Origin of the sequence: Burkholderia sp. Bp9031, from assembly GCF_003857965.1 — a bacterium.
In the GTDB taxonomy this organism is placed as follows: domain Bacteria; phylum Pseudomonadota; class Gammaproteobacteria; order Burkholderiales; family Burkholderiaceae; genus Burkholderia; species Burkholderia ambifaria_A.
On the sequence record NZ_QTPW01000003.1, the window covers coordinates 123823 to 149548 of the forward strand.

The following is a 25726-nucleotide window of genomic DNA, read 5'->3' on the forward strand; positions in this document are numbered from 1 at the left end:
GACGTCCCCCGGAGAATCTCCATGCAAAACCTCGACAATCCTTCCCACGATCGCGAGGTAGGCAGCGCCGACGCGACCCAGGACACCACGCGCATCGACGACGTCCGCATCGGCGCCGTGCGCCCGCTGATTTCCCCCGCGCTGCTGCAGGACGAGTTGCCGGTGCCGGCCGCCACACAGACGCTCGTCGAGGACACGCGCCGCGCGATCGGCGACATCCTGCACGGCCGCGACGACCGGCTGCTGCTCGTCGTCGGCCCGTGCTCGATTCACGACCACGACCAGGCGCTCGACTACGCACGCCGCCTGAAGGCCGCCGCCGATGCGCTGAAGGACGACCTGCTGATCACCATGCGCGTGTACTTCGAGAAGCCGCGCACGACGGTTGGCTGGAAGGGGTACATCAACGATCCGCGCCTGGACGGCAGCTTCCGCATCAACGAAGGGCTGCGCGCCGCGCGGCAACTGCTGCTCGACATCAACGCGCTCGGCCTGCCGGCGTCGACCGAATTCCTCGACTTGCTGAGCCCGCAATACATCGCCGACCTGATCGCGTGGGGCGCGATCGGCGCGCGCACGACCGAGAGCCAGAGCCATCGTCAGCTCGCGTCGGGGCTCAGCTGCCCGATCGGCTTCAAGAACGGCACCGACGGCGGTGTGCAGGTCGCGTCGGACGCGATCGTCGCCGCGCGCGCGAGCCATGCGTTCATGGGGATGACGAAGATGGGGATGGCCGCGATCTTCGAGACGCGCGGCAACGACGACGCGCACGTGATCCTGCGCGGCGGCAAGAACGGGCCGAACTACGACGCCGAGCACGTCGAAGCGAGCTGCGCGGTGCTGCGCAAGAGCGGATTGCGCGAGCAGGTGATGGTCGATTGCTCGCATGCGAATTCGAACAAGTCGCACGAGCGGCAGATCGATGTCGCGCAGGATCTCGCGCGGCAGCTGTCGCAGGGCGAGCACCGGATCATCGGCGTGATGGTGGAGAGCCATCTCGAGGCCGGGCGTCAGGATCTGAAGCCGGGCGTGCCGTTGAAGTATGGCGTGTCGATCACCGATGCGTGCCTGAGCTGGTCGCAGACCGAGCCGGTGCTCGATGTGCTGGCCGACGCGGTGCGGCATCGCCGCGTGTATTCGCGCAACGCGTGACGCAGTGTGACTGCGTGGCGCTCGCCGCGTAGTCCGAGGCACCGGTGAAGGCCGGTTGCCTGTCTGCCCCCATGTTCTGCTGAACGACATGCCGCGGCGCTTGTTTTTGCGCGCCGCGCGCACCGCCTTTCCGCACGATCGTTGATCTCCATCCAGTCCGCCCGCCGGCCGCCTTGCACGCTGAGCGCACGATCCCGCGATTGTCGCTACCATGAAAGCCGTGTTGCACGCTGCGGCCCGGCCACGCCGGCCCGTCATGCACACGCGCAGTGGCGGCGCGGCCGTCTGCCATGCGACCGACGAAGCGCGGGGTGCTCACCGATCAGCCGTTGCGCCCGCGTCGCTTCGCTCCCGGAATCAACAACAACCGAACCGGAGTGCAAGACACATGAAGTTCTACAAGACCCTCATCGCAGCAACCGTCCTCGCATCGAGCGTCAGCGCGCACGCGCAGATCGCCGGCACACAGCCGCTCAGCGTGACCGTCGAGCAGTCGCAGGCGCTGCTCGAAGGCTGGAGCGTGAAGAAGAGCGTGCTCGGCAAGGCCGTGTACAACGACGCGAACCAGAAGGTCGGCACGGTGCGCGACCTGATCGTCGCACCGGACGGCTCGGTGTCGGCGGCGATCGTGTCGGCCGGCGGTTTCCTCGGCGTGGCCGCGCATGACGTCGCGGTGCCGATCGCGTCGCTCGACGCGCGCAACGGCAACATCTACCTGCCGGGCGCGACGAAGGATGCGCTGAAGGCGACGCCGGCATTCCAGTACGCGAAGGTGCCGTCGCCGCCGAAGCCGAAGAAGGTCGACGACAAGCACTGATCGGCATCGTTCGTGCGGCGCCCGTCGCGCGATGCGCCGGGCACCGCGTTTGCAATCAGCCTTTCGGTGTGTCGTCCGGCGCTGCGAGCGCCACGACGTGGCTGATGCCTTGATGCGCCATCTTCGTATAAGGGCTGAAGCGCTCGGTATTGCGCACGAGCTCCTCCGCCACCGCGCGTTCGACGCCCGGCAGCCGCACGCGGATGTCCGCGTTCAGCATGAACAGCCCGTCCATCGGATCGCGGCAGAAGTCGATCGACGCGGACACCGACGCGCCGGCGATCGACACCCCCGCTCGCGCGGCCAGCAGGCTCAGCGCACCATGAAAGCATGCCGCATAGCTCGCGGCGAACAGCTGTTCGGGATTCGGCCCGTCGCCGGACCCGCCGAGCGCGGACGGCAAACGCAACGCCACGTCGAGACGTCCGTCGTCGGAGCGCGCGACGCCCGATGCGCGGCCATGCTCCGCCGCGCCGCCGGTGACGGTCACGGTCGTCGAGTAGAGCGTCTGCGGTTCGCGCCCGCGATACTTGTCAAGCAGCGACAGCGGCGGCGGGCGCAATGGCGTCATGGTGTGCGTGATCCTGCGGTGCGGCTCAGCGTGCGGCCTGGTTCTGGCGGAACCACGCGTCGAAGGTCGTCGCACCGAGGCGCGCGCCGGGCCCGGGGACGAGCGTGTCGTCCTGCAGCACCGCGCCGAAGTAGTCGGCGCCCGCGTCCCGGACCACCGTGCGCGCATCGTGCGTGACCGACAGGAAATGCTCGATCAGGTCGGCGATCCGCACGCGGTCGGGGCCGCCGATTTCAGCGATGCCGTTGCGCGGCGCATCGAGCGCGAATTCGGTGACGGCGGCTGCGACGTCATCGGATGCGATCGGCTGGAAGAATGCGGTGGTCTGCCGCGTGGTGTCGCCTTCGGTGCTTGCTTGCGCGATCGCGCCGACGAATTCGAAGAATTGCGTCGAGCGCACGATCGTGTACGGCACGCCGGCTTCGCGGATCAGGTTCTCCTGGATGATCTTGCCGCGGAAATACGCGCTTTGTTGCAGCTGGTCGGTGCCAACCACCGACAGTGCGACGTGATGGCGCACGCCCGCCGCGCGTTCCGCGGCGAACAGGTTGCGCCCCGACGTCTCGAAGAATGCCTTCACGGTCGCTTCGTCGAACGACGGCGAGTTCGCGAGATCGACGACGACGTCCGCGCCGGCCAGCGCTTCGTCGAGGCCGGCGCCCGTGAGCGTGTCGACACCCGTCGACGGTGCTGCCGCGACGGCGTCATGCCCGCGCGCCACGAGGTTTCTGACGACCTTGCTGCCGATCAGGCCGGTGCCACCGATTACGACGATTTTCACGATTGCTCTCCTTGAACGGGCGCGCGACATGCACGCCGCTTGAACCTGTCGAAGCCGGCGCCCACCGCATTCACGCGATCGTGCCGGCACGTTGCGGAACCGCACGCGATCCGGCTTGCGTGTCGTTCGGCCTGCCCGAATCGTAGGCATGCGCCGCGTGATCCGGTAGTGCCTTGCAGGTACCCACGGTGTTGCGCGCCCTGCATCAATCGACCGTTTCCGTCTCCGTTTCCGTTTCCGCCGGCGCCAGCGTCGTCATCGTCGTCAGGCACTGCAGGTCGCGCGCCCGCGTCTGTTCGATCATGTAGTCGATGAACACGCGGATGCGCGTGGGCAGGTGCTTGCGGCTGAGATAGCAAAGGTAATGACCGCCGTCGTCCGGTGCATGCCGGCCGAGGCAGCTCACCAGTTGTCCGTCGGCGAGCAGGTCGCACACCTGGTACGCCGGCAGCTGCGCGATGCCGAGCCCGTCGAGTGCCGCGCGCACGACGAGATCCATGTCGTTGAACGTGTGATGCGCGGCGGGCTGACGCTGCTGCGCGAGCCCGTCGACCTTGAATTCCCACTCGATCACGCGGCCCGACGCGGTGCGCAGGTTGATGCAGCGATGCTTCGCGAGCTCGTCGACGTGACGCGGCAGACCGTGCCGATGCGCATACGACGGCGACGCGCAGACGATCATCTGCATTGGAATCAGCTGCCGCGCGACGATCGCGCTGTCCTCCATGCGTCCGTCGCGAAACGCGACGTCGACGCGGTCGGCGGAGAAGTCGACGGGGCGGTCGTTCAGCAGCAGCTCGAGCGTGATGTCCGGATACTGCGCGTGAAAATCGCGCAGCAGCGGCGCGATGATCTTGCGCCCGAAACCGGGCGTCGAACCGATGCGCAGATGCCCGCTCGGCGGCCCGCTGCGCAACTCGCGCATGTCGTCGAGCGCCTGCGCGAGATGTTCGATGCCCGGCCGGCAGTTCTCGTAGAAGCGCTCGCCTTCGCGCGTCAGCGACATGCTGCGCGTCGTGCGCTGGAACAGGCGCGCGTCGAGCCGCTCTTCGAGCCGTTGCACGTGACGGCTGACCGACGAGCGGCCGACGCCGAGGCGGTCGGCGGCGCGGGCGAAGCTGCCTTCGGTGACGACGGCAAGGAAAGTGACGACGCCGGCGTAGCAGCTCGAGAAGCTTCGTGCGTACGGATCGTCGGCGTCGGGGCGGCGGATGGAGGTGTCTGGCATGGAGGTGTCTGACATGGAGGCGCGAGAATCGTGTTGTCCATATGCGTCTAGACGTTTCAGCGCCGCCACCTGTGACATCGTCCGCCGTATTTTTATGAAAAAAGGGCCGCGGCGGCCGGCGAGCCGATTATTTCTCCGGCACGAACACCGGCGCGCCCTTGTCCTTCAGCAACAGCACGATGAACTTCGCGGGCTTCGTGCGGCTCGCGTTGCGTCCGACCGTGTGCAGGTCGTCCGGGCCTTCGTAGAACGTCTGGCCCGGTTTCAGCGTGACGGGTTCGCCGCCCTTCACCTGCATCACGATCGAGCCCTCGACTACGTAGACGAACGCGGGCGCGTGGTGCCGGTGGACCGGGTCCACCGCGCCGGGCGGATACTCGACCGAGATCATCTGCGCTTCCTTGCCCGGATAGTCGTCGAGCGGTTTCGTCATCAGCGGCGTGACGATGGCAGAGGGCGCCGCGTGGACGGCGCTGGTTGCGGCCCCCGCGACGACGAGCGCGGCCGCGACGGCATGTTTCAAGCGAATCATGGGATGGTTTCCGGTGAGGGTCGCCGGCAGACAGCCGGCGGCGAAGGAGGGGGGCTGCCCGCAGCCGGGCGCGGGCGTCAGGCGAGATTCGCCTTGTCGAGGCCGTATGCCTTGTCGGCCGAACCCGGTGCGGTGCGGAACGCCACGTTCGCGCGGTTCCAGCCGTTGATCACCATCACTTCGAACGTCAGGTCTGACAATTCCTTTTCGGACAGCTGGCCGCGCACGCGATCGTAGACATCGTCCGGCACGCCGTGCTCGGGGATTTTCGTCAGCACTTCGGTCCATGCGAGCGCGGCGCGCTCGCGCGGCGAGAACAGCGTCGATTCGCGCCACGTCGCCAGATGATGAAGGCGCAGTTCGCGCTCGCCGTGAAGGCGTGCCTCCTTCACGTGCATGTCGAGGCAGAATGCGCAGCCGTTGAGTTGCGATGCGCGCGCGGACACGAGATCGCGGATCGATTCCTCGATCGCGCTGGTGCGCAGCACGTTGCTGAGTTCGAGGAACTGCCTGAACAGCTCCGGCGATTGATGCATGTAGTTGAGACGCTGCGTCATGATTTCTCCAGGCGACAAAAAGGCTTGCCCGCGCTCGGCGGGTGTCATGGGGCGGCAGGGCGCCGCGTGAAATCATGTTAGGAGCGCGTGGCGGCGCGCGGTAGCCACGCGGAGGGACGCATCGTGTTGCATGTGCTGCACCAATGCCGCCACGATCGCGGCACGGCGCGCGCTACGATTTTCAGTCTTCGGATATCAGGCGCTGGTCGGCACCACCGCACGCGGCCGCGATCCGCGCGAGCTTGTCCGGGTTGCGCTGCACGAGGATCCGGACGATGCACGTGCCGTCCGTCTCGAACGACATCGCGGATTCGAGCTGCCCCGCGATGAAACGCAGCATCGCCCATTCGCCGTTCAGTACGACCGGGCGCATCTCGACGCCGCTGCCGCAGCGCAGCCACGTCGCGTAGAACAGCTGGGCGATGCGGCGGCCGCCGACCATCGGTTGCGGGAAACTCTGGACCTTGCCGCCGCCGTCGCCGATCAGCATCGCGTCTTCGGCGAGCAGCGCCTGGATCGACGGGAAGTCGCCTTGCGCGAGCGCGTGCGAGAAAGTTTGCAGCAGTTGCCGGTGCGTTTCGTGCGGCACCAGGTAGCGCGGCCGGTCGTCGTCGCGCAATTGGGCCTTCGCACGGCTGACGAGCTGCCGGCACGCGGCTTCGGATTTGCCGATCGCGTCGGCGATCCGGTCGTAGTCGACGTCGAACACTTCGCGCAGCAGGAACGCTGCACGGGCTTCCGGCGTCAGCCGTTCGAGCAGCATCAGGTACGCGACCGATACGTCGCTCGCGCGCTCTGTCATTTCCTCGGGCGTGGCCGGCGATTCGCCGAGCTCCGGCTCCGGCAGCCAGATGCCGGTGTAATGCTCGCGCCGGATCTTCGCCGCGCGCAGGCGGTCGATCGCGGTCCGCGTCGTGACCGCGACGAGCCACGCCTCGCCGTTCTCGATTCCGTCGCGCGCCGCTTCGTGCCAGCGCAGCCAGACGTCCTGCACGATGTCCTCGGCGTCCGCGACGGAGCCGAGCATCCGGTACGCGATCTTCTGCAGGCGCGGGCGCAGCGCGTGGAAGGTCTGGGCGTCGTCGTTCATGCTGCCCGCGCGCCCATGCGCGATGCGGGGCCGCGGTCGATGCGATGCGCGGCATCGCGGCGGCCGCGCAGGTCGACGACGAAATCGTCGCCATTCGCGTTCATCTGCTGAAATCCGGTGGGCATGGTCGTTCCTGAATCGAGGCACGCGAATACTGTACGTGGCTTGCCGGCGGCGATCAATCGCGGCCCGGCGATGCTCCAGACTGCTCCAGACGCTCGCCTACGTAATTTTACGTAGCACCGCGTACGTAGTTGTGCGCTTGTAAGCCGCCCCCGTCGCGCGGAATACTACGGCCCACTGCCGCGGCTTCCACGAGACGCGGCACGACGCATCGACGTCACGCGGGTTCGGTTCCTTGCCGGATCCACTCAAAACCACATAGGAGACCAGGAGACGCCATGAATCGGGCTTCCAGTACCCTGCTCTGGATCGCGGTCGCGCTGCTCGGCGCGTTCGCGTTCGGGACGATCGCACTTGCGCACGGCGAACGCGTCAGCGCGCTCTGGATCGTGATCGCCGCAGTCTGCGTATATCTCATCGCATATCGCTTCTACAGCCGCTTCATCGCCAGCAAGGTCATGCAGCTCGACGGGCTGCGGATGACGCCGGCGGTCAAGTTCAACGACGGCCTCGACTACGTGCCGACCAACAAGTACGTGCTGTTCGGCCATCACTTCGCCGCCATCGCCGGTGCCGGGCCGCTCGTCGGGCCGGTGCTCGCCGCGCAGATGGGCTACACGCCCGGCATGCTGTGGATCCTGGCCGGCGTCGTGTTCGCCGGCGCGGTGCAGGACTTCATCGTGCTGTTCATCTCGACGCGCCGCGACGGCCGCTCGCTCGGCGACCTCGTCAAGATGGAGCTCGGCACGGTGCCCGGCGTGATCGCGCTGTTCGGCGCGTTCCTGATCATGGTGATCATCCTTGCGGTGCTCGCGCTGATCGTCGTGAAGGCGCTCACGAATTCGCCGTGGGGCACGTTCACCGTCGCCGCGACGATTCCGATCGCGCTGTTCATGGGCGTCTACACGCGCTACATCCGTCCGGGCCGCATCGGCGAAGTGTCGATCATCGGCTTCGTGCTGCTGATGGCGTCGATCGCGTTCGGCCAGTCCGTGCACGATTCGCCGACGCTCGCCGCGTGGTTCACGTTCAACGGCACGCAGCTCACGTGGATCCTGATCGGCTACGGCTTCGTCGCATCGGTGCTGCCGGTGTGGCTGCTGCTCGCGCCACGCGACTACCTGTCGACGTTCCTGAAGATCGGCACGATCCTCGGCCTCGCGATCGGCATCCTGGTCGTCGCACCGGAACTGAAGATGCCCGCGCTGACGAAGTTCGTCGACGGCACGGGCCCGGTGTGGTCGGGCAACCTGTTCCCGTTCCTGTTCATCACGATCGCGTGCGGCGCGGTGTCGGGCTTCCACGCGCTGATCTCGTCGGGCACGACGCCGAAGCTGATCGACAACGAAACCAACGCGCGCTTCATCGGTTACGGCGCGATGCTGATGGAATCGTTCGTCGCGATCATGGCGCTGGTCGCCGCGTGCGTGATCGAACCGGGCATCTACTTCGCGATGAACGCGCCGGCCGCCGTGCTCGGCTCGACGCCGGAAGCGGTTGCCAACACCGTCACGCAATGGGGCTTCGTGCTGACGCCCGACATGCTGACGCAAACCGCGAAGGCCGTCGGCGAAACCACGATCATCGCGCGCGCGGGCGGCGCACCGACGCTGGCCGTCGGCATGGCGCACATCCTGCACCAGGTGATCGGCGGCGAAGCGATGATGGCGTTCTGGTATCACTTCGCGATCCTGTTCGAGGCGCTGTTCATCCTGACGGCCGTCGACGCCGGCACGCGCGCGGGCCGCTTCATGCTGCAGGACCTGCTCGGCACGTTCCACCCGGCGCTCAAGCGCACCGAGTCGCTGCCCGCGAACCTGGTCGCCACCGGGCTGTGCGTGGCCGCGTGGGGCTACTTCCTGTACCAGGGCGTGGTCGATCCGCTCGGCGGCATCAACACGCTGTGGCCGCTGTTCGGCATCTCGAACCAGATGCTTGCCGCCATCGCGCTGGTGCTCGGCACCGTCGTGCTGTTCAAGATGAAGCGTGAGCGCTATGCGTGGGTGACGATCGTGCCGACCGTGTGGTTGCTGATCTGCACGCTGACGGCCGGCTGGCAGAAGATTTTCGACGCGAACCCGAAGGTCAGCTTCCTCGCGCACGCCGCGAAGCTGCAGGCCGCCGTGGACGAAGGCAAGGTGCTCGCGCCGGCGAAGTCGATCGCGCAGATGAAGCGGATCATCTTCAACGATTACATCGATGCGGCGCTGGCCGGGCTGTTCATCTTCGTCGTCGTGGCGATCGCGGTGTACGGCGTGATCGCCGTGCTGCGCGCACGCCGCGAGGCGAAGCCGACCGTGCGCGAGACGCCGTACGAAGCGATGCCGGCCGCGCAGGCGCTCGGCAGCGGACGATAACGGGAGGCCGCGATGTTCAGCGATCTTGGCGGCGACCTGCGCAGTGCGGGGCGTTACCTCGGGCAGGCGTTGCGGCTGATGGTCGGCCTGCCCGACTACGACACCTACGTCGCGCACATGCGCGAGACTCATCCGGACCGAGAGCCGATGACGTACGAGGAATTTTTCCGCGAGCGTCAGAATGCGCGGTATGGGTCGGGGGCAGGGAAGTGTTGCTGAACCGGACCGGTGAAGCCGGCCGGTAAAGCCGTCCGGTGACGGGCCAGGAAGCGCCGCGAAGGCATTCGCGGCGCTTTTTCTTTTTGGGGACGGGCGGCGCTTGGCGCGCGCCGTCGCCGCAGCGTTTAACCGGCTTCAGCGCGACGCGATCCGGCCGCCGGTATCATAGGGCTCTGCTTTTTTCCGATGAATCCGCGCAGGAGAACCCGTCGTGCATGTCGGTGAGCGTTTCAACAGCATTTCCCATCTCGTCGGCGCGGTGCTGTCGGTAGCAGGGCTTGTCGCACTCGTGACGATGGGCGCGCTCGAAGGCGATCCCTACAAGATCGTGAGCTTCAGCGTGTACGGCGCGATGCTGATCTTGCTCTACGCGATCTCGACGCTGTATCACAGCGTGCGTAACCCGCGGCTCAAGGCAATCCTGCAGAAGTGCGACCATTCGGCCATTTATCTGCTGATCGCGGGCAGCTACACCCCGTTCACGCTCGTCACGCTGCGCGGCCCGTGGGGCTGGTCGCTGTTCGGCGTGAGCTGGGGGCTCGCCGCATTCGGGATCGCGCAGGAACTCACGCTCGGACGGCGCACACGCATCGTGTCGATGGTGCTGTACGTGCTGATGGGCTGGCTCGCGCTGGTCGCGATCCGCCCGCTGATCCACGCGTTGCCACCGGTCGGTACCGCATGGCTCTTGGCCGGCGGCGTCATCTACAGCGTGGGCATCTACTTCTTCATCAACGACGAGCGTATCCGCCACGGGCACGGTATCTGGCATCTGTTCGTGCTGGCCGGCAGCCTGTGCCAGTTCGTCAGCGTCGCGATGTATGTCGCGTGAGCGTGCACGGCACGGCGCGCGTCATTCGCGCCCGGCCGTCCGGGCTGCATCACGCAGCGCCATGAACCCGACCCACCCCCAGTAGACGCGATGATGCGCGATCAACCCGTCGCGCAGATCCATCACCTCGACGAGATCGACCTGATCGCCTTCCGGCGTTTCGCGCGGATATTCCCACGTGAGTTGCCGTCCGTTCGAAAAGAACAGGCCCGTGCGGTACCAGCGTCCGAGCTTGTTGCCCGGATTGCGCAGGCCCGCTGCGAAGAATTCGCCGATTGCAGCCTTGCCGTGCAGCACGCCCGAGCCATCATGGTCGGGCAGCGCGACGACGATCAGCGGCGTTTCGAGTATCGCGTCGTCCGCGTACAGCGACATCAGCGCGTCGAGGTCGCGTGCGACGACGGCGGCGTGCCAGTCCTGATGAATGCGTTGCGCATCGGTGTCGGGGTGTGTCATGGCGGGTTCCGGCAAGCGTGGATAACGGAACCACTGTATTGACGCAACGCTGCCGGACGTTTCAGCGCGACCCGAAACGTGGATGTCACGCGTGCGGCACGTCAACCCGCTAGCGCGCCGAGATTCAGTTCATACGACTTGCCGATCCACACCGCGCTGTCGCGATGGTCGCGCAGTTCGTCGTTCGTGTTCGGGTGCAGGAAGAGGTCGAGCGCGCCGTGATTCAGCACGAGCCACGGCACGATGGTGTCGAAGCGCGTGGCGTCGAACGCGATCTGATACGACCACGCGGGATGCGGGCCGACGAGGCGTTCGTGAAAGCGGCCGAGCTCGATGATCGTGCCGAACCGCTCTTCGACGACAAGGCGAAACGCCCAGGCCGCGTCGCGGCTCGCGGCGTCGAAGTAGACGTGTGCGTGCCAACTGTCGATGGCGGTGGTGTCGATGGCAGCCATGGCGGGACTCGAGAGAAGAATGGGGAAGGCATGAGCGCCGTGATGTACGGTCGATGCGTAATTATCGCGCTTCCTTGTCGGACACGTGTTGTCGCTGCGCGGTAAATCGGCGCGGAGGATTTGTCGTGCGTCAGAGAAGCCGGCGCGTTCGATGAGACGTCTCTCGCTCGTGCGCTGGATGCAGCATTGCGTCGAAAGCCTTGCCGGCCCGTGCTTCGGCCGAAATCTCGACGGCAATACGTCATTTCGAAAACTGCAAAGGCGATTTACGCACCGCTTCGAATCGTCCGCGAAAACGCGATCAGGTGGTTGAATGAAATAAAGAAATTCCGGTCAGGCAGCAGTGGCGAATCATGCGGATCGCGACCCCGCTGCCGGTGCTGAAAATATCAATTGCGGAATCGGCTATTCAAGCGCACGGCCACGCGACATACGATGATTGCACCGCATCGACGACGAAGATCGATGCGGAGACAACCATCTGGAGGCCATGATGCGATCCGTTGTTTCCCTTGCTGTCCTGTCCGGCGCGCTTGCCGTGCTGCCTGCCGCGAGCTTCGCGCAGTCCGTCAACACCGAGTGGCAGTCGAACGTCGCCCCGTTGAATTGGAAGGCGGCGCGTGCCGAGACCGACGTGCAGCTGATGCAGATGACGCGCGCCGGCTATCGTGCGACGACAGCCGGCAACCAGAACTATCCGCTCGCGATGCAGCGTGCGCTCGACCGCGTGAGGAACCCGGTGCCCGACCGCTCGCGCGAGGAGAAGGCCGCGATGGAAGCGCGCGCGGCCAGCGCCGCGCAGAGCGGTCGTCCAGTGAAGGCGTTCTTCGTGAAGACCGCGTACTACCTGAAGGGCGAGAACACGTTCTGATGCGGGAGACGAGCATGGCATGCGCCAACCGACTTCCCGGCGCGTTGCGGACGTCGATGATCCGGCAGTTGCCGGACGCGTGCGCGACGCGGCGGTGGGACGGCGTGTACGGCGTGTACGGGACGCGGCGACGCACGAACGGCAAGCGCGACGCAAGCCGCGGTGCCGTCGCATGCCGCGCCGCGTGGCCGGCATTCGACGCGGACGACGTCCATCAGCGAGGACGGGTCATGAGGGCCGTCCGGAAAGGCCGTCGCCACCCGCCATTGACGCGCGAGTGGCTGCTGCCGCTGCCGCCCGCGCATGTGCGCGACATCTCGCTGAAATGCCACATGGCGCTCGTCGCGCTGCGCGGCGAGCACGGCAGCGAAGCGTTGCTGATGCGGCTGCGCACGAGCGTCTATCTGGTGTTCCTCGCGCTCGACGACGCGGTATCCCCCGATGCGAGCATCGACCTGTGCGTCGAAGCGGAGCGCGTGCTCGACGCGAGCGTGGCGCGCGCTGGGCAAAGCGGCGCATGGACGCTGCACGACGACGAAAGCGCAGTGCTCGAACGCATACTCGCCGCGAACGACGCGTGCGTCGCGACGCTCACCCGGCACCGGCTCGCCGAGCTGTGGCGTCACGTGTGCGCGTTCGCGTCCGCGTCCGCCGAGCAGCCGGCACTGGTCGCGCAGGCGGCGGCGAAGATGCGGGAACCGGCCGTCCTGCATTGAGCGGCGGCAACACGACCGACGCTGGGGCCGTGTTTCATACTTGTCCCATTCACTGGGGCTGACGCTCGCCGTCTAATGTCACGACAGGAGCCGAATGGGTTCGGTCGATGACGATCCATCCTCGCGTTTGCGGCGATCGTGCGTGTCGGCGTGAACGTATTCGTTTCGGTCAGGAGGAGCGATGGCGCTATACAGGATCGGCGGCTATTTCACGTGCGGAAGCGGCCGCGCATTCAGCGAGAATCTGCCGCCGGGCAGCGACGTGACGATCGCGGGCATCTATCGATGCACCGTGTGCGGCGACGAGGTCGGCATTGCGAAAGGGCAGGCGCTGCCGTCGGAGGAAACACATCGGCACGATCTCGATCCGCCGTCCGACCCGCTGCTCGATCCCGGCCCGACCGCATGGCAACTGATCGCGGCGGCGCAGTCGAGACACTGAACGGGCGGTGTTCGCATGCTCATGCAAATGCGGAAGCGCCCCCGGCCCATGACGACGCCCGACAAAACAAAAGCGCCACGGAGCGAACTCCGTGGCGCTTCTTCGATGCCGGCCGATGCGGAGGCGCCAACCTCCGCATCGCGATACGCGCTTAAGCCGCCGTTGCCGGCTTCGCCGGCTTCTGCAGCTTGCCCTTGCCGGCGCGCTGGATTTCCTCGAGCTTGATCTCGACGTGGCGCGAGAACACGTACTCGGCCGGACGCTGCTTCGCGATCGAGATGTCCGGTGCGAACGGGCCGTCGGTCTTGATGCCCTTCTTGCTCACGCGCAGCGCCTTCAGCGGATGCGAGATCGTGTCCATCACGGCGGTGGCTTCGAAGCCGCAGTGGACCATGCAGTCCGCGCACTTCTCGTAGTTGCCGACGCCGTAGTTGTCCCAGTTCGTGTCTTCCATCAGTTCCTTGAAGGTCTTCACGTAACCTTCGCCGACCAGATAGCACGGCTTCTGCCAGCCGAACACGGTGCGTGCCGGGTTGCCCCACGGCGTGCACTTGTACGTCTGGTTGCCGGCCAGGAAGTCGAGGAACAGCGACGACTGGCTGAACGACCAGCGCTTGCCGCCTTCGCCGCGCTTCAGGATTTCGCGGAACAGGTTCTTCGTCTTGTCGCGGTTCAGGAAGTGCTGCTGATCCGGCGCGCGCTCGTACGCATAGCCCGGCGACACGGTGATGCCGTCGACGCCGATCGGCCCCAGCGTATCGAAGAACTTCGCGACGCGCTCGGGGATCGCATCGTTGAACAGCGTGCAGTTGATGTTCACGCGGAAGCCGCGGCGCTTCGCTTCCTTGATGGCCGCGACCGCCTTGTCGTACACGCCTTCCTGCGACACGGAATGGTCGTGCATGTCCTTGTCGCCGTCGAGGTGGACCGACCAGACGAAGTACGGGTTCGGCTGGTAGTCGTCCATCTTCTTTTCCATCAGGAGCGCGTTCGTGCACAGGTACACGAACTTCTTGCGCTTCATGATGCCCTTGACGATCTCCGGCATCTCCTTGTGGAGCAGCGGCTCGCCGCCGGCGATCGACACGATGGGTGCGCCGCACTCGTCGACGGCTTCCAGGCATTCCTCGACGGACAGGCGCTGGTTCAGGATCGGGTCCGGATAATCGATCTTGCCGCAGCCGTTACACGCGAGGTTGCAGCGGAACAGCGGCTCGAGCATCAGCGCGAGCGGATAGCGTTTGTTGCCGGACAGGTGTTGGCGCATGATGTATGCGCCGACGCGGACTTGCTGGAGCAGCGGAATAGACAAGAGTTGTCCTCCTTAAACTTCGCGGGCGACAGCTTGCGTAAGCTTCGCCGGCAACTTGAATTCGACTTTTTCTTCACGGCCCGCCATCGTCGTGACATCGACGGGCCCCAGCGCGCGCAGCGCACCGATTACATCCTCAACCATTTCCTCGGGTGCCGACGCGCCGGCGGTCAGGCCGACCGTCTGCACGCCCGCGAACCATTCGGGCTTCACTTCCGAGCCGTCGGCGACGAGATAGCTCGGCACGCCGCTTTCGGTGCCGATCTCGCGCAGGCGGTTCGAGTTCGAGCTGTTCGTCGCACCGACGACCAGCAGCACGTCGACCTGGCCGCTCAGCTCGCGCACGGCGGCCTGGCGGTTTTGCGTCGCGTAGCAGATGTCCCGCGTGTCCGGGCCGACGATGTCGGTGAACCGGCGCTGCAGCGCTTCGATGATGCCGCGCGTGTCGTCGACCGACAGCGTCGTCTGCGTCACGTACGCAACCGGCGTGTCGACCGGCAGCGTCAGCGTATCGACTTCGGCTTCGCTTTGCACGAGGATCACCTCGGCCGGAATCTGGCCGATCGTGCCCTCGACTTCCGGATGGCCCGCATGGCCGATCAGGATCAGCCGGCGGCCCGCCGCGACGTACTGGCGGCCCTGCACGTGCACTTTCGTGACGAGCGGGCAGGTTGCGTCCAGCACGTCGAGCCCGCGCGTTTGAGCATCGCGTTCGACCGTCTGGGCGACACCGTGCGCGCTGAAGATCGCCACAGCGCCGTGCGGCACCTCGTCGAGTTCCTCAACGAATCGCGCCCCTTTATCACGCAGGTTTTCGACGACATGCCGGTTATGGACGATCTCATGACGCACATAGACCGGCGCGCCGTGCTGTTGCAGCGCGCGATCGACGATCTCGATCGCACGGACAACCCCCGCACAGAAGCCGCGGGGCTGGGCAAGGATGACTCGCATAAGTGAGCGAACTCCGACGACAGACGCCGGGGTTCAAGGAGCTGGCACTGCTCGCTCGCCCCGGCTTGATGTTATGAAGGCAGGAAACGAACCGGCCAGGCCAGGCCCCGGAACCCCGAATTAATCGCGCATTTTAACCCTATCGGGCCGTCCTTGCTCTGGTGCTGTACCGGCCGTGTTGCATCGGCCGCTAAGCCGCGTCGGCGCTCGCTCGCGCGGAACCCGGTAAACTGCGCGGTTTCGCGGGCAGCCTGTCCGGCTGCCCGGCGTCGCGCTCATTTCAAGGCCATTCGATGACCGTCGATTCTTACGCGTATTGCCCTGCCGCCCGCGCGGTGATGGGTATTTTTACTTCGACCCTGATTGCAATCGAACGATCCGGCACCGCGGGCGGCCGGGCCGCTCGCGCCGGCGTCCGGCAGGAGGCTTGCCGATGATGCTGGCGATTACCTTCCTGGTGTCCGGCCTGTCACTGCTGATCTGGATCGTGCTGCTCGTCGCGCGCGGCGGCTTCTGGCGCGCGCGGCCCGCGCGGGCACTGCCGCCGCAGGCGCGCGGCGCCGCGGCCGAGGCCGGCTGGCCGGCCGTCGTCGCGGTCGTGCCGGCGCGCAACGAGGTCGATGTGATCGCCCGGGCGGCGACGTCGCTGCTCGAGCAGGACTATCCGGGCGACTTTCATCTGATCATTGTCGACGACCACAGCGACGACGGCACCGCCGACGCGGCTCGCGCGGCCGCGCTCGCGATCAACCGCGCCGACCGCCTGACGGTGCTGGCCGCGAAGCCGTTGCCGGCCGGCTGGTCGGGCAAGGTGTGGGCGCAGTCGCAGGGCATCGCCGCGGTGCGCACGCTCGGGCTGCCGGCCGACTACCTGCTGCTGACGGATGCCGACATCGGCCATCCGCCCGACGCCGTCGCGCAGCTCGTCACGCGCGCGCAGGCCGAACAGCGCGATCTCGTGTCGCTGATGGTGCGGCTGCGCTGCGATTCGTTCTGGGAAAAGGCGCTGATCCCGGCGTTCGTGTTCTTCTTCGCGAAGCTCTATCCGTTCTCGTGGATCAACAATCCGCGCAACCGGACGGCCGGCGCCGCGGGCGGCTGCATGCTGGTCAAGCGCAGCGCGCTCGAGGAAGCGGGCGGCATCGAGTCGATCCGCGGCGCGCTGATCGACGACTGCAGCCTCGCCGCGCAGATCAAGCATCGCGGCAGCGGCCGGCATCCGATCCGGCTCGATCTGGCCGACCGCAGCGTGTCGCTGCGTCCGTACGATAGCTGGCGCGACATCTGGAACATGATTGCGCGCACCGCGTTCACGCAGCTCCATTATTCGCCGCTGCTGCTTGCGGGCACGCTGCTCGGGATGACGATCATCTACCTCGTGCCGCCCGTCGCCGCGATCGTCTACGGCGCGCGTGCATGGCCGGCGTGGCTTGCGTGGGCGTCGATGTGCACAGCGTATGCGCCGATGCTGCGCTACTACCGGCGCTCGCCTCTGTGGGCGCCTGCGCTGCCGCTGGTCGCGCTGTTCTACGTCGGCGCGACGTTCGCGTCCGCGTGGCGCTACTGGCGCGGCAAGGGCGGCCAGTGGAAGGCGCGCGTGCAGGCGCCGGTGGAGCGCTGAGCCGAATGACGCCGGCGTATGCCGGCTGTCTCCTGGACTTCGGAAAGCAAACAGCCCGATCGGTGTGAACCGGTCGGGCTGTTTTGTTTGCGGCGGGGCCGCGCGCGCTTACCGCTGCGTCAGCATCATGTACATCTGGATCACGACGTCCGGCGAGAACGTGAACGGCACCCAGCCGTAGCCGGTGTGGCGCGCGACCAGCAGGCGGTCGCCGTTCGATTGCTTCTGCACGGCCATCATCGGGTTCTTCGTCGTCACGAAGCGCCAGCCGGCCGGGATGCCTGGCGGTGGTTCCGGCTGCATCGACGCGCGTGCGTGCGCGAGTTCCTCGATCAGCTGGCCCAGTTGTTCCGGGTGAAGCGTGATCGATTGGCCGTTGACGGTCAGCGTCAGTTCGTTCTGTGACGGGCGCGCGACTTGCAGCGTCGCTTTGTCCGCAGGCGTGTCCGCCGCTTCGGCGGGGGCGACTTCGATCGCAGTGTCGGCTGCGGTCGTCGCGACGACGGCGGTGGTCGCGTCGGCCGGCGCTGCAGCGACTTCATCGGCAGCCACCGGGGCGGCTGCGTTTGCCACCGGCTCGACGACGGGCTCGACAACCGATTCGACAACCGGTTCGACGACTTCAGCCGCGACGGCCGTCGCGGTTTCCGACGCTGCCGCGTTCGTCGCGGCGTCCTTCACGACCGCTTCGACCAGCGCTTCCGCGTCGGCGATCGCCTTCGCGTGACGCTCGGCGGCCGCTTCGGCCTGTGCGATCGCTTCGGTGTGGCGTTGCGCGACGGCCTCGGCCTCGGCTGTTGCCGCCTCGTGGCGTTGCGCGGCCGCGTCGGCTTGCGCGATGGCTTCGGTGTGGCGTTGCGTGATGGTTTGCGCCTCGGCAGTCGCATCGGCGTGGCGCTGCGCGGCGGCTTCCGCTTCGGCGATCGCCTGCGTGTGGCGTTGCGCGAGCGCTTCGGCTTCCGCGATCGCGGCCGCGTGGCGCTGCGTCGCGGCCTCGGCTTCGGCGGTCGCTTGCGCGTGGCGCTTCGCGGCGGCTTCGGCCTCCGTGGTGGCGGCGGCATGACGCTGCGCGGCCGCATCCGCTTCGGTCGCGGCGGCGTGATGACGTTGCGCGGCGGCCTCGGCTTCGGCGATCGCGGCCGCGTGGCGTTGCGACGCGGCTTCGGCATCTGCGTGACGTTGCGCGAGCGCTTCGGTCAGCGCGGTCGCTTCGGCGTGCCGCTGGGTGGCGGCTTCGGCCTGCGCGGTGGCTTCGGTGTGGCGCTGGGCGGCGGCTTCGGCCGCGGCGGTGGCGTCGGCGTGGCGCTGCTGCGCGGCATCGGCGTCGGCGGCTGCGGCCGTGTGGCGCTGCGCGGCGGCCTGTGCTTCGGTCTCCGCAGCGGCGTGACGTTCGGCGGCAGCCTGGGCTTCCGCCGCGGCGGCGCGCGCGAACGCTTCCGCGCTGCGTGCCGCCTGCTGCGCGGCGTGGTGATCGTGGAGGAGATGATCGACGCCCGCGTTGAGCGAATCGATCTGATCGTTCAGGTTCATGCGTGTCTTCTCTGCGTAAGACCCGCGATTTTAACCGCTGCGCCGGTGCCGGTCCGTCAACGACGTGTAACAAAGTGCGCAAAGCGGCGTGGCGCACGCCGCTTTGTGCTATTTCAGGTAGCCCGCCGAGCCGAACCAGTCGAGCGCGTCGCGCAGCCCTTCGCGGTACGGACGCGCGCGGTAGCCGAGCTCGCGCTCGGCCTTCGCGGACGTGAAATACATCTTGTTCTTCGACATCCGCAGCCCGTCGACGGTCACGAACGGCTCCTCCTTCGTGAACTTCGCGACGGCTTCCGCGCCGACCGCGAGCGGGTAGAGCGGCCAGCGCGGCAGCGCGATCGTCGGTGCCTTGCGCCCCGTCATCTGCGCGATGTCGGCGAGCATCTGCTGCAGCGGCAGGTTCTCGCCGCCGAGGATGTAGCGCTCGCCGATCCGGCCGCGCTCGAGCGCGAGGAAGTGGCCGTGCGCGACGTCGTCGACGTGCACGAGGTTCAGGCCGGTATCGACGAACGCGGGAATCTTGCCGAGCGCGGCCTCGACGATGATGCGGCCGGTCGGCGTCGGCTTCACGTCGCGCGGGCCGATCGGCGTCGACGGGTTGACGATCACGGCCGGCAGCCCTTCGTCGGCGATCATCCGCTCGACCGCGCGCTCGGCCAGCACCTTGCTGCGCTTGTACACGCCGATCGCCTGCTCGGCGGTCAGCGGCCGGTTCTCGTCGGATGGATCGCCGGCGCTCGTGACCTTCAGCGTCGCGACGCTGCTCGTATAGACGATCCGCTCGACGCCTTCGGCACGCGCCGCGCGCATCGTCGCGACCGCGCCTTCGAGGTTCGCGCGCTCGATCTCGTCCGGATCCGGCGCCCACAGCCGGTAGTCGGCCGCCACGTGCAGCAGGTAGCGCACGCCGCGCAGCGCGGCGCGCATCGACGTCTCGTCGCGCATGTCGCCGGTGACGATCTCGGCGTCGAGATCCGCGACGTTCGTGCGCGGGCTGGTCGGGCGCACCAGCACGCGCACCGCATAGCCCTTCTGCTGCGCGATGCGTGCGACGGCCGAGCCGACGAAACCGGACGCGCCGGTGACGAGAACGAGATCGCGGGAGGTATCAGTCATGCGTTTCCTTCAGGGCCGCGCGCGGGCGGCGCGGCGGTTGTGCGTCGGCGAGATTGTACGTGGTCGGCGCGCGCGGCGACGCGAGTGCCGCGCGGCGGCCGAGCCGGACAGCGTCGGCCCCCGCGGCCGGCCCGCCCGGCCCGTGTGCGAAGCGGCCGACGCGTCTACAATGCCGGGCTTGAATGCACTACGGGAGGGCGACGCGATGAGCCGCAATGACTTGGACGAACGGATCGAGACCTACTACGTGCGGGTGCGCGGCGTCGTGCAGGGCGTCGGTTTCCGTCACGCGACGGTGCGCGAGGCGCATGCGCTGAAGCTGCGCGGCTGGGTCGCGAATCTCGAGGACGGCAGCGTCGAGGCGATGATCCAGGGCCCCGGTCCGCAGATCGACCGAATGCTCGCGTGGCTGCGCCATGGGCCGCCGTCCGCGCGCGTAACCGAGGTCACGTTCGAGGAGCGTCGGACCGAAAAGCGCTTCGAGCGCTTCCAGCAGCAGTAAGGCGAAAACAACATGACGGGGTATCCGGAGGCCGGGCGCGGCATCGCGCTGTCGGTCGTGGCGTCAACGCTGTTCGCGCTGATGTCCGTCTACGCGAAACTGCTCGCGCCGCTCACAGGGCTCGACATCTTCGCGTGGCGAATCCTGTGGACCGTACCGGGCGCGCTCGCGTTGATCGCGCTGCGCGGCCGTTGGCCGGCGCTCGTCGAACTCGCGCGGCGCAGCGCGCGCGACTGGCGCCTGCTGATCGCGCTGCCGGTGAGCGCGGGCCTGCTCGGCCTGCAGCTGTGGCTGTTCCTGTGGGCGCCGCTGCACGGGCGGATGCTCGAAGTATCGCTCGGCTATTTCCTGCTGCCGCTGACGATGGTGCTCGTCGGCCGCTTTTACTATCACGAACGGCTCGACCCGCTGCAATGGGCGGCGGTCGCGTGCGCGGCGCTGGGCGTCGCGCACGAGGTGTGGGCGACGCGCGCGTTCGCGTGGCCGACGCTCGTCGTCGCGCTCGGCTATCCGCCGTATTTCGTGCTGCGTCGCCGGATCAACGCCGATTCGCTGGCCGCGTTCGCGCTCGAGATCGTGCTGCTGTCTCCGGTCGCGCTCGCGGTGGTGTCGACGAGCCCGACGCCGGTCGCCAGCCATCCGCTGCTGTGGGCCGCGCTGCTGCCGGGGCTCGGCGTGCTCAGCACGCTCGCGCTCGCGAGCTACCTGAAGGCGAGCCGGATGCTGCCGATGGCGCTGTTCGGGATCCTCGGCTACGTCGAGCCGGTGCTGCTCGTCGCGGTGTCGCTGCTGCTGCTCGGCGAGACGCTGAGCGCCGCGCAGCTCGCGACCTACGGGCCGATCTGGGCCGCCGTCGCGCTGACCGCGTGGCACAGCGCGATGCTGATGCGGCGGCTGCCCGCGCCCGGCCGAGCATAGTCGCACCCGACTCGATCGCAGCGCCGACATGCCGCGCATCGTGCATCGCGCATTCGTCGTGTCGAATCCCGCGATGCTGACGTCGAACTGGCGACGCATTGACATCACGCTGGCCGCACCGCCAGCTTCGTATCGTCGATGTCACGCCTGTAATCGAACAGAAGATTCCGTTGCACTTTGTTACTTAGGGTATCCCCCGACCGGCCGCTAGACTGACCTGACCGTCTTCTCTTCGTATGCAGCGTTTCCATGAACGGTCATCTCCGTGCCGGGCCGGCCGGGTTGGCGCGATGCGGGCATACGCGTATCGCCGCCGATCAGGTTCGCCTTCTCCCTTTCGAATCTCCCGCCGGTGCGTGTCGCGCCGTCGTCGCGCAGGTGCGGCCATGTCGCTGAGTACGCCACCCGCCGCCTCGTTCCCGCCGGCGCGCAGCGGCCGCCTGATCGAAGTCGATTTCTTCCGCGGCATCGTGCTGCTGATGATCGTCGTCGATCACATCGGCGCGAGCGTGCTGTCGCGCGTGACGCTCCACGCCTTCGCGCTGTGCGACGCGGCCGAGGTGTTCGTGTTCCTCGGCGGCTTCGCGACCGCGAGCGCGTATGGCGCGATCGCCGACCGGCACGGCGCGCGCGCCGCGCAGCGGCGGTTCGTGCGTCGCGCGATGCAGATCTATCGCGCGTTTCTCGCGACGTCGACGCTGATGCTCGTCGTGTCGGCCGTGCTCGACCATTACGGGATCGACGCGCCGAACCTCGCGCTCGACGACGTCAGCGTGATGCTCGCGTCGCCGCTCACGGGCGCAGCCGAGCTGCTCACGTTCCAGCGCCAGCCGTATCTCGCGTCGGTGCTGCCGATGTACGTGCTGTTCGCGCTCGCGTCGCCGGTGATCGTGCCGTTCGCGCGCCGCCATCCGTGGCTGCTCGTCGCGTTCAGCGCGGCGTCGTGGCTGGCGGCTGGCTGGCTCGGCCCCGAGCTGCTGGACACCGACTCGTTCCGCTGGAGCTTCAACCCGTTCGCGTGGCAGCTGATGTTCGTCGCCGGCGTGCTCGCGCGCTGCCAGCCGTTCTACCGGCACGTCGCGCTCGGACGCTGGAGTGCCGCGGCAACCGGCGTCGCATGCGCGATCGTGCTCGGTTGCGCGAGCTACAAGCTGTTCTCGGGGCTGCCGGTGCCCGAAGGCGTGCTCAAGCGCGATCTCGCACTGCCGCGCATCGTGAGCTTCGCAGCGGTCGCGTGGCTGATGGCGGACTGCGTGCGCCACGGCTGGATCGCGCGGATCGCGCGCGCGGTGCAGCCCGTGGTGGCGGTCGGCCAGCGCGGGCTCATCTGCTTCGTCGCGGGCGCGGCGATTTCTCTCGTCATCGATTCGCTGCTGCATCCGGTCGCGAACGGCGCCGAGTTGCGGCGCATCGGCCTGGGCCTCGCGGCCGACGCATGCGCGGTCGGGCTGATGATGGCCGTGGCGGGTTCGGGATCGTGGTTCGCGCGCTGGCGCGCCGCGGCCGCGTGAGCGGCGCGGGAGCGCGCGCAGGCGGCACGCAAGCGGCCGCGCGACGGCGGTGCGGTCAGTGAGGTGAGCCGATGCGGGAGCGGGGGACGGCGGTCGCGTCATCGGATTCGGTGTCGTCGCGTTCGTCGGACGTCGGATCGTCCTGCTGCGCGAGCACCGCGTCGGCTTCGGCTGCGGCGCGGGCGGCGCGCAATGCGGTGCAGCGCTGCGCGTGCCGGATGTCCGACAGTATCCTCAAGAGCCGAGTCGTTTTGCTTTTCATGATCTTCTCCCGCCGGTGCGCATCGCGTGGAACGGATGGACCGTTGCAACCAGTGTAGGACGTGCTGGCCGCGCTGGCGGGAGAATGTGGCGTGCATGCCGCACGCCGAGGGATAGTACTTACTGGGCCGAAGCCATCGCCTGCGCCTGCAACGCTTCTTCCTCGCGGCGTTCTTCCGCGCAGCGCTGATGCTGGCGCGACAGGCGGTTCATCATCGGCAGCAGCAGCAGCGCGAGCAGCATGCCGATCGCGGCGAGCCAGCCGAGCTTCTCGAACAGCGACAGGTAGAGCGGCAGCGATTCGGTGGCCGGCAGGTCGTGCGACGGCATCTGCGCGAAGTTCGCGACGACGCTGCCGAGATACTGCGACACGCCCGTCGCGACGAAATACGCGCCCATCATGAAGCCGCTCATGCGCGCCGGCACGTAGCGCGCGATCATCGCGAGGCCGAGGCCGCTCACCAGCAGTTCGCCGAGCGAGTAGAGGCCGTAGCCCCACACCATGAACCACGACGACACGCGACCGTCCACCGCGTAGCGGCCGCTGATCGTGAACACGAGGTAACCGGCAGCCACCGCGCCGAAGCCGAACGCGTACTTCGCCGCGACCGGCAGGTCACGGCCGCTTTTCGAGAACGCGTTGTAGATCCACACGAGCACCGGGCTCAGCATCATGATCCAGATCGGGTTCAGTGCCTGGAACTGTGCGGCGCTCCACGTGAACAGCGTCGTGCCGAACAGGATGAAGCGCGGATCGACGTTGCGCAGCGCGAACAGCGTCAGCGACGTCGACATCTGCACGTAGAAGATGAAGAACAGGATCACCTGGCCGATCAGCACGAGCGCCGCGATCAGGCCGGCACGCTCCGAACGCTCCGACTTCGCGATCATGTACGCGAAGATCGCGAGGATCGCGAATGCTGCCGTCCACACGCTCGCGACCGCGAGCTGCTTGTGCTGCAGCACGTACAGCGTGACCAGCGCGAGCGCGACGCCGCCTGCCGCCACGCCGCCGAGGCGCTTCCAGCGGATCGGTTCGTCGTCGGGCTGCGAGCCGATGTGCGCGAGCGTGCGGTGCATCAGCATGAAGTTCAGGATCGCGAGCAGCATGCCGGCGCAGCAGACCGCGAACGCGGTGTGCCAGCCCCAGTGATCCTTGATCCACGGCGTCGCGAGCATCGACACGGTCGAGCCGATGTTGACAGCCATGTAGTAGATCGTGAACGCGCTGTCGATGCGCGCGTCGTCGCCTTCGTAGATGCGGCGCACGAGGTTCGCCGCGTTGGCCTTGAACAGGCCGTTGCCGACGACGATCACGCCGAGCGATGCGTACATGTACGCCAGCGCGTCGTTCGGGACCGCCAGCATCAGGTAGCCGGCGCACAGCACGGCCGCGCCGATGATCATCGTGCGACGGGCGCCGAGCACCTTGTCGCCGATCCAGCCGCCGATCGACGGCGACGCGTAGACGAGCGCGGTGAACGCGCCCCAGGTCAGGTTCGCGTGGCTGTCGGTGAAACCGAGCCGGTCGACCATGAAGAGGACCAGGAGCGCGGCCATGCCGTAGTAGCCGAAGCGCTCCCACATTTCGATGAGGAAGACCGTCGTAAACGATCGGGTTTGTGAAACAGGTGCGTGCATCATCAATCTCGTTTGAAGCGGACGGCGCGGATCGCGCGTCGCCTTGGGGGTCGAACTGGCGCCGGAGCACGGTGGCCGGGTAGGCTTTGCGTCGGCGATGGAGCAGTCGGGCCGGGGTCGGACTCCGCCTGACGAGGCGGCGCGAGACCCCGACCGGCGCGCGAGTGGTAACGTTTGCCGGTCCGGTGCGTCAGGTCCGCGCCACTCAGGGAAACTCCCGATATGGCAGCAGCTTTCAGGAACATTTGTCTCATCATCTACTTGTAAGCTTGGCGCCCGTTCTCCGCAAATTCCCGGAGAGCCGCTTGCAGCTTGCCTGTGAAGACGGCGAGTCTGGCAAGATAGCGCGTCGTTTCGCTCGCTTCGGGCCCTGTTTAGTGCACCGGGCTCAACGCCGAAGACGTGTGCGAACCCGAAGATTAAGCCATCTCAAGTTAACTTAGTTACTTTCCATCAAACATTTTTTGACGACCACTTTTCGGCCTGCTATGGTTCCCCCCACTGAAAACTCGCGATCGGCAGACGCTGTCGCACTTGGCAGCAAGATTCGCGCGTTGCGCCAACGACTCAAGCGCACGCTCGACGACACCGCTACCGCCGCGGGGATTTCGAAGCCGTTTCTGTCTCAAGTCGAGCGCGGGCTCGCGTCGCCGTCGCTGACGTCGCTGGCCGGTATCGCCCAGGCGCTCGGCGTGACGGTGCAGTACTTCGTGGATACGCCGAGCGAGGAACGCTCGGTCTGCCGAGGCGAGCAGTTGCGCTTCTTCGGATTCGCCGATTCGGCGAACCTGTTCGCGAGGCTGACGAACGTGTCCGAAGGGCGTCAGCTCGAGGCGATCCTCGTGCGGCTGCCGCCGGGGCAGAAACGGTCGGAGGTGACGACGCATGCAGGGGAGGAGTTCCTGTATGTAATTGAAGGGGAAGTGTCGCTGACGCTGGAAGGCAAGACGTTCGTCCTGCAGGCCGGCGACAGTTCGCACTATCAGTCGACGGTCCCGCACAGCTGGGTCAACACCGCGACGATCGAGTCGGTGGTGGTCTGGGTCGGTACGCCGCGGCTGTTCTAACGCACAGGTATTCCTTCGTTTCAGAGACGGGATACCTGTCGAAAGAAACGTAAGGAATACTAAAATGCAATACGAGAATCACGGGCCTCCTCAA

General features: G+C 67.1%; 28 protein-coding genes. 13 read left to right on the top strand and 15 right to left on the bottom strand.

Annotated features, from left to right (window positions below; genetic code table 11):
- Window positions 1-21 precede the first annotated feature (21 nt).
- Complete coding sequence (locus tag DIE15_RS05615) at window positions 22-1152, top strand: 3-deoxy-7-phosphoheptulonate synthase (RefSeq protein ID WP_057925540.1); 1131 nt, start codon at window positions 22-24, stop codon at window positions 1150-1152.
- Between the two features lie 388 nt (window positions 1153-1540).
- Window positions 1541-1969 carry a PRC-barrel domain-containing protein gene (locus DIE15_RS05620; protein WP_057925541.1) on the top strand — a complete coding sequence of 143 codons (429 nt, stop codon included), beginning with the start codon at window positions 1541-1543 and terminating at the stop codon, window positions 1967-1969.
- 55 nt (window positions 1970-2024) lie between these two features.
- On the opposite strand, the gene DIE15_RS05625 is transcribed toward DIE15_RS05620, so the two are convergent.
- From DIE15_RS05625 to DIE15_RS05655, 7 genes are all read right to left on the bottom strand, one after another.
- Window positions 2025-2540, bottom strand: a complete 516-nt coding sequence (locus DIE15_RS05625; RefSeq protein ID WP_057925542.1) for an Ohr family peroxiredoxin — start codon at window positions 2538-2540, stop codon at window positions 2025-2027.
- A gap of 25 nt (window positions 2541-2565) precedes the next feature.
- Window positions 2566-3321, bottom strand: a complete 756-nt coding sequence (locus DIE15_RS05630; protein WP_124832609.1) for an SDR family oxidoreductase — start codon at window positions 3319-3321, stop codon at window positions 2566-2568.
- 205 nt (window positions 3322-3526) lie between these two features.
- The gene (locus DIE15_RS05635; RefSeq protein WP_057925544.1) at window positions 3527-4549 is read right to left on the bottom strand and encodes a LysR family transcriptional regulator; all 1023 of its coding nucleotides are present in this window, start codon (window positions 4547-4549) and stop codon (window positions 3527-3529) included.
- Between the two features lie 127 nt (window positions 4550-4676).
- Window positions 4677-5081: a cupin domain-containing protein gene (locus DIE15_RS05640; protein ID WP_057925545.1), complete on the bottom strand. Its 405-nt coding sequence runs from the start codon at window positions 5079-5081 to the stop codon at window positions 4677-4679.
- Between the two features lie 77 nt (window positions 5082-5158).
- Window positions 5159-5638 carry a carboxymuconolactone decarboxylase family protein gene (locus tag DIE15_RS05645; protein WP_057925546.1) on the bottom strand — a complete coding sequence of 160 codons (480 nt, stop codon included), beginning with the start codon at window positions 5636-5638 and terminating at the stop codon, window positions 5159-5161.
- Between the two features lie 181 nt (window positions 5639-5819).
- The gene (locus DIE15_RS05650) at window positions 5820-6728 is read right to left on the bottom strand and encodes an RNA polymerase sigma-70 factor (RefSeq protein ID WP_057925547.1); all 909 of its coding nucleotides are present in this window, start codon (window positions 6726-6728) and stop codon (window positions 5820-5822) included.
- Complete coding sequence (locus tag DIE15_RS05655) at window positions 6725-6853, bottom strand: hypothetical protein (protein WP_260428188.1); 129 nt, start codon at window positions 6851-6853, stop codon at window positions 6725-6727. The genes DIE15_RS05650 and DIE15_RS05655 overlap by 4 nt, the downstream gene beginning before the upstream one ends.
- Before the next feature lie 276 nt (window positions 6854-7129).
- On the opposite strand from DIE15_RS05655, the gene DIE15_RS05660 reads away from it, so the two are divergent.
- The 3 genes from DIE15_RS05660 to trhA all read left to right on the top strand — a co-directional run bounded on the left by DIE15_RS05660 (window position 7130) and on the right by trhA (window position 10259).
- Entirely contained in the window at window positions 7130-9208 is a 2079-nt protein-coding gene (locus tag DIE15_RS05660; RefSeq protein ID WP_057925548.1) for a carbon starvation CstA family protein, read from the top strand.
- A 12-nt stretch (window positions 9209-9220) separates the two neighbouring features.
- On the top strand, window positions 9221-9427 hold the full coding sequence (locus DIE15_RS05665; RefSeq protein ID WP_006761279.1) for a YbdD/YjiX family protein: 207 nt from the start codon (window positions 9221-9223) through the stop codon (window positions 9425-9427).
- A 211-nt stretch (window positions 9428-9638) separates the two neighbouring features.
- Entirely contained in the window at window positions 9639-10259 is a 621-nt protein-coding gene (gene trhA, locus DIE15_RS05670; protein WP_057925549.1) for a PAQR family membrane homeostasis protein TrhA, read from the top strand.
- Window positions 10260-10280: 21 nt separating this feature from the next.
- Here trhA and DIE15_RS05675 read toward each other — a convergent pair whose 3' ends face one another.
- On the bottom strand, window positions 10281-10715 hold the full coding sequence (locus DIE15_RS05675) for a nuclear transport factor 2 family protein (protein ID WP_124832610.1): 435 nt from the start codon (window positions 10713-10715) through the stop codon (window positions 10281-10283).
- Between the two features lie 101 nt (window positions 10716-10816).
- The gene (locus DIE15_RS05680) at window positions 10817-11170 is read right to left on the bottom strand and encodes a DOPA 4,5-dioxygenase family protein (RefSeq protein WP_057925551.1); all 354 of its coding nucleotides are present in this window, start codon (window positions 11168-11170) and stop codon (window positions 10817-10819) included.
- 493 nt (window positions 11171-11663) lie between these two features.
- On the opposite strand from DIE15_RS05680, the gene DIE15_RS05685 reads away from it, so the two are divergent.
- The 3 genes from DIE15_RS05685 to DIE15_RS05700 all read left to right on the top strand — a co-directional run bounded on the left by DIE15_RS05685 (window position 11664) and on the right by DIE15_RS05700 (window position 13199).
- On the top strand, window positions 11664-12041 hold the full coding sequence (locus tag DIE15_RS05685; protein WP_124832715.1) for a hypothetical protein: 378 nt from the start codon (window positions 11664-11666) through the stop codon (window positions 12039-12041).
- A 230-nt stretch (window positions 12042-12271) separates the two neighbouring features.
- Window positions 12272-12757: a hypothetical protein gene (locus DIE15_RS05695; protein ID WP_057925553.1), complete on the top strand. Its 486-nt coding sequence runs from the start codon at window positions 12272-12274 to the stop codon at window positions 12755-12757.
- A 181-nt stretch (window positions 12758-12938) separates the two neighbouring features.
- Entirely contained in the window at window positions 12939-13199 is a 261-nt protein-coding gene (locus DIE15_RS05700; RefSeq protein WP_057925554.1) for a hypothetical protein, read from the top strand.
- Window positions 13200-13350: 151 nt separating this feature from the next.
- Here the strand turns inward: DIE15_RS05700 and hpnH are convergent, their stop codons facing one another.
- Together hpnH and ispH are read right to left on the bottom strand one after the other, a co-directional pair.
- Window positions 13351-14511 (bottom strand): adenosyl-hopene transferase HpnH, encoded by a 1161-nt coding sequence (hpnH, locus tag DIE15_RS05705; protein ID WP_057925555.1) that lies wholly within the window; start codon window positions 14509-14511, stop codon window positions 13351-13353.
- A gap of 12 nt (window positions 14512-14523) precedes the next feature.
- On the bottom strand, window positions 14524-15465 hold the full coding sequence (gene ispH / locus DIE15_RS05710; RefSeq protein ID WP_057925556.1) for a 4-hydroxy-3-methylbut-2-enyl diphosphate reductase: 942 nt from the start codon (window positions 15463-15465) through the stop codon (window positions 14524-14526).
- 433 nt (window positions 15466-15898) lie between these two features.
- On the opposite strand from ispH, the gene DIE15_RS05715 reads away from it, so the two are divergent.
- Window positions 15899-17086 (top strand): glycosyltransferase, encoded by a 1188-nt coding sequence (locus DIE15_RS05715; RefSeq protein WP_124832611.1) that lies wholly within the window; start codon window positions 15899-15901, stop codon window positions 17084-17086.
- Between the two features lie 108 nt (window positions 17087-17194).
- Here DIE15_RS05715 and DIE15_RS05720 read toward each other — a convergent pair whose 3' ends face one another.
- Together DIE15_RS05720 and hpnA are read right to left on the bottom strand one after the other, a co-directional pair.
- Window positions 17195-18616, bottom strand: a complete 1422-nt coding sequence (locus tag DIE15_RS05720) for a phage tail protein (protein ID WP_124832612.1) — start codon at window positions 18614-18616, stop codon at window positions 17195-17197.
- A gap of 108 nt (window positions 18617-18724) precedes the next feature.
- A complete protein-coding gene (hpnA, locus tag DIE15_RS05725; RefSeq protein ID WP_124832613.1) occupies window positions 18725-19732 on the bottom strand; it encodes a hopanoid-associated sugar epimerase in 1008 nt (335 codons plus the stop codon).
- A gap of 205 nt (window positions 19733-19937) precedes the next feature.
- On the opposite strand from hpnA, the gene DIE15_RS05730 reads away from it, so the two are divergent.
- The 3 genes from DIE15_RS05730 (at window position 19938) to DIE15_RS05740 (ending at window position 22663) form a co-directional block, all read left to right on the top strand.
- Window positions 19938-20234, top strand: coding sequence for an acylphosphatase (locus DIE15_RS05730; protein ID WP_057925560.1), 297 nt, complete (start codon window positions 19938-19940; stop codon window positions 20232-20234).
- Window positions 20235-20246: 12 nt separating this feature from the next.
- On the top strand, window positions 20247-21152 hold the full coding sequence (gene rarD, locus DIE15_RS05735; protein ID WP_124832614.1) for an EamA family transporter RarD: 906 nt from the start codon (window positions 20247-20249) through the stop codon (window positions 21150-21152).
- Window positions 21153-21538: 386 nt separating this feature from the next.
- Window positions 21539-22663, top strand: coding sequence for an OpgC domain-containing protein (locus DIE15_RS05740; RefSeq protein ID WP_057925562.1), 1125 nt, complete (start codon window positions 21539-21541; stop codon window positions 22661-22663).
- A gap of 55 nt (window positions 22664-22718) precedes the next feature.
- On the opposite strand, the gene DIE15_RS05745 is transcribed toward DIE15_RS05740, so the two are convergent.
- Together DIE15_RS05745 and DIE15_RS05750 are read right to left on the bottom strand one after the other, a co-directional pair.
- The gene (locus DIE15_RS05745; protein WP_057925563.1) at window positions 22719-22925 is read right to left on the bottom strand and encodes a hypothetical protein; all 207 of its coding nucleotides are present in this window, start codon (window positions 22923-22925) and stop codon (window positions 22719-22721) included.
- A 119-nt stretch (window positions 22926-23044) separates the two neighbouring features.
- On the bottom strand, window positions 23045-24568 hold the full coding sequence (locus DIE15_RS05750; protein WP_057925564.1) for a peptide MFS transporter: 1524 nt from the start codon (window positions 24566-24568) through the stop codon (window positions 23045-23047).
- 485 nt (window positions 24569-25053) lie between these two features.
- On the opposite strand from DIE15_RS05750, the gene DIE15_RS05760 reads away from it, so the two are divergent.
- On the top strand, window positions 25054-25632 hold the full coding sequence (locus DIE15_RS05760; protein WP_124832615.1) for a cupin domain-containing protein: 579 nt from the start codon (window positions 25054-25056) through the stop codon (window positions 25630-25632).
- Window positions 25633-25726: the final 94 nt, after the last annotated feature.

Excerpts from the sequence above, each read along its gene's own strand:
- DIE15_RS05685 (WP_124832715.1), top strand. The coding sequence starts at position 11,664 with ATGCGATCCGTTGTTTCCCTTGCTGTCCTGTCCGGCGCGCTTGCCGTG.
- DIE15_RS05740 (WP_057925562.1), top strand. The coding sequence starts at position 21,539 with ATGTCGCTGAGTACGCCACCCGCCGCCTCGTTCCCGCCGGCGCGCAGC.
- hpnA (WP_124832613.1), bottom strand. The coding sequence starts at position 19,732 with ATGACTGATACCTCCCGCGATCTCGTTCTCGTCACCGGCGCGTCCGGT.
- DIE15_RS05760 (WP_124832615.1), top strand. The coding sequence starts at position 25,054 with ATGGTTCCCCCCACTGAAAACTCGCGATCGGCAGACGCTGTCGCACTT.
- DIE15_RS05655 (WP_260428188.1), bottom strand. The coding sequence starts at position 6,853 with ATGCCCACCGGATTTCAGCAGATGAACGCGAATGGCGACGATTTCGTC.
- DIE15_RS05680 (WP_057925551.1), bottom strand. The coding sequence starts at position 11,170 with ATGGCTGCCATCGACACCACCGCCATCGACAGTTGGCACGCACACGTC.
- DIE15_RS05625 (WP_057925542.1), bottom strand. The coding sequence starts at position 2,540 with ATGACGCCATTGCGCCCGCCGCCGCTGTCGCTGCTTGACAAGTATCGC.
- DIE15_RS05745 (WP_057925563.1), bottom strand. The coding sequence starts at position 22,925 with ATGAAAAGCAAAACGACTCGGCTCTTGAGGATACTGTCGGACATCCGG.
- DIE15_RS05730 (WP_057925560.1), top strand. The coding sequence starts at position 19,938 with ATGAGCCGCAATGACTTGGACGAACGGATCGAGACCTACTACGTGCGG.
- DIE15_RS05675 (WP_124832610.1), bottom strand. The coding sequence starts at position 10,715 with ATGACACACCCCGACACCGATGCGCAACGCATTCATCAGGACTGGCAC.
- DIE15_RS05615 (WP_057925540.1), top strand. The coding sequence starts at position 22 with ATGCAAAACCTCGACAATCCTTCCCACGATCGCGAGGTAGGCAGCGCC.
- DIE15_RS05720 (WP_124832612.1), bottom strand. The coding sequence starts at position 18,616 with ATGAACCTGAACGATCAGATCGATTCGCTCAACGCGGGCGTCGATCAT.
- DIE15_RS05750 (WP_057925564.1), bottom strand. The coding sequence starts at position 24,568 with ATGATGCACGCACCTGTTTCACAAACCCGATCGTTTACGACGGTCTTC.
- DIE15_RS05715 (WP_124832611.1), top strand. The coding sequence starts at position 15,899 with ATGATGCTGGCGATTACCTTCCTGGTGTCCGGCCTGTCACTGCTGATC.
- DIE15_RS05635 (WP_057925544.1), bottom strand. The coding sequence starts at position 4,549 with ATGCCAGACACCTCCATCCGCCGCCCCGACGCCGACGATCCGTACGCA.
- DIE15_RS05640 (WP_057925545.1), bottom strand. The coding sequence starts at position 5,081 with ATGATTCGCTTGAAACATGCCGTCGCGGCCGCGCTCGTCGTCGCGGGG.
- DIE15_RS05695 (WP_057925553.1), top strand. The coding sequence starts at position 12,272 with ATGAGGGCCGTCCGGAAAGGCCGTCGCCACCCGCCATTGACGCGCGAG.
- ispH (WP_057925556.1), bottom strand. The coding sequence starts at position 15,465 with ATGCGAGTCATCCTTGCCCAGCCCCGCGGCTTCTGTGCGGGGGTTGTC.
- DIE15_RS05660 (WP_057925548.1), top strand. The coding sequence starts at position 7,130 with ATGAATCGGGCTTCCAGTACCCTGCTCTGGATCGCGGTCGCGCTGCTC.
- DIE15_RS05650 (WP_057925547.1), bottom strand. The coding sequence starts at position 6,728 with ATGAACGACGACGCCCAGACCTTCCACGCGCTGCGCCCGCGCCTGCAG.
- DIE15_RS05700 (WP_057925554.1), top strand. The coding sequence starts at position 12,939 with ATGGCGCTATACAGGATCGGCGGCTATTTCACGTGCGGAAGCGGCCGC.
- DIE15_RS05645 (WP_057925546.1), bottom strand. The coding sequence starts at position 5,638 with ATGACGCAGCGTCTCAACTACATGCATCAATCGCCGGAGCTGTTCAGG.
- DIE15_RS05620 (WP_057925541.1), top strand. The coding sequence starts at position 1,541 with ATGAAGTTCTACAAGACCCTCATCGCAGCAACCGTCCTCGCATCGAGC.
- rarD (WP_124832614.1), top strand. The coding sequence starts at position 20,247 with ATGACGGGGTATCCGGAGGCCGGGCGCGGCATCGCGCTGTCGGTCGTG.
- DIE15_RS05665 (WP_006761279.1), top strand. The coding sequence starts at position 9,221 with ATGTTCAGCGATCTTGGCGGCGACCTGCGCAGTGCGGGGCGTTACCTC.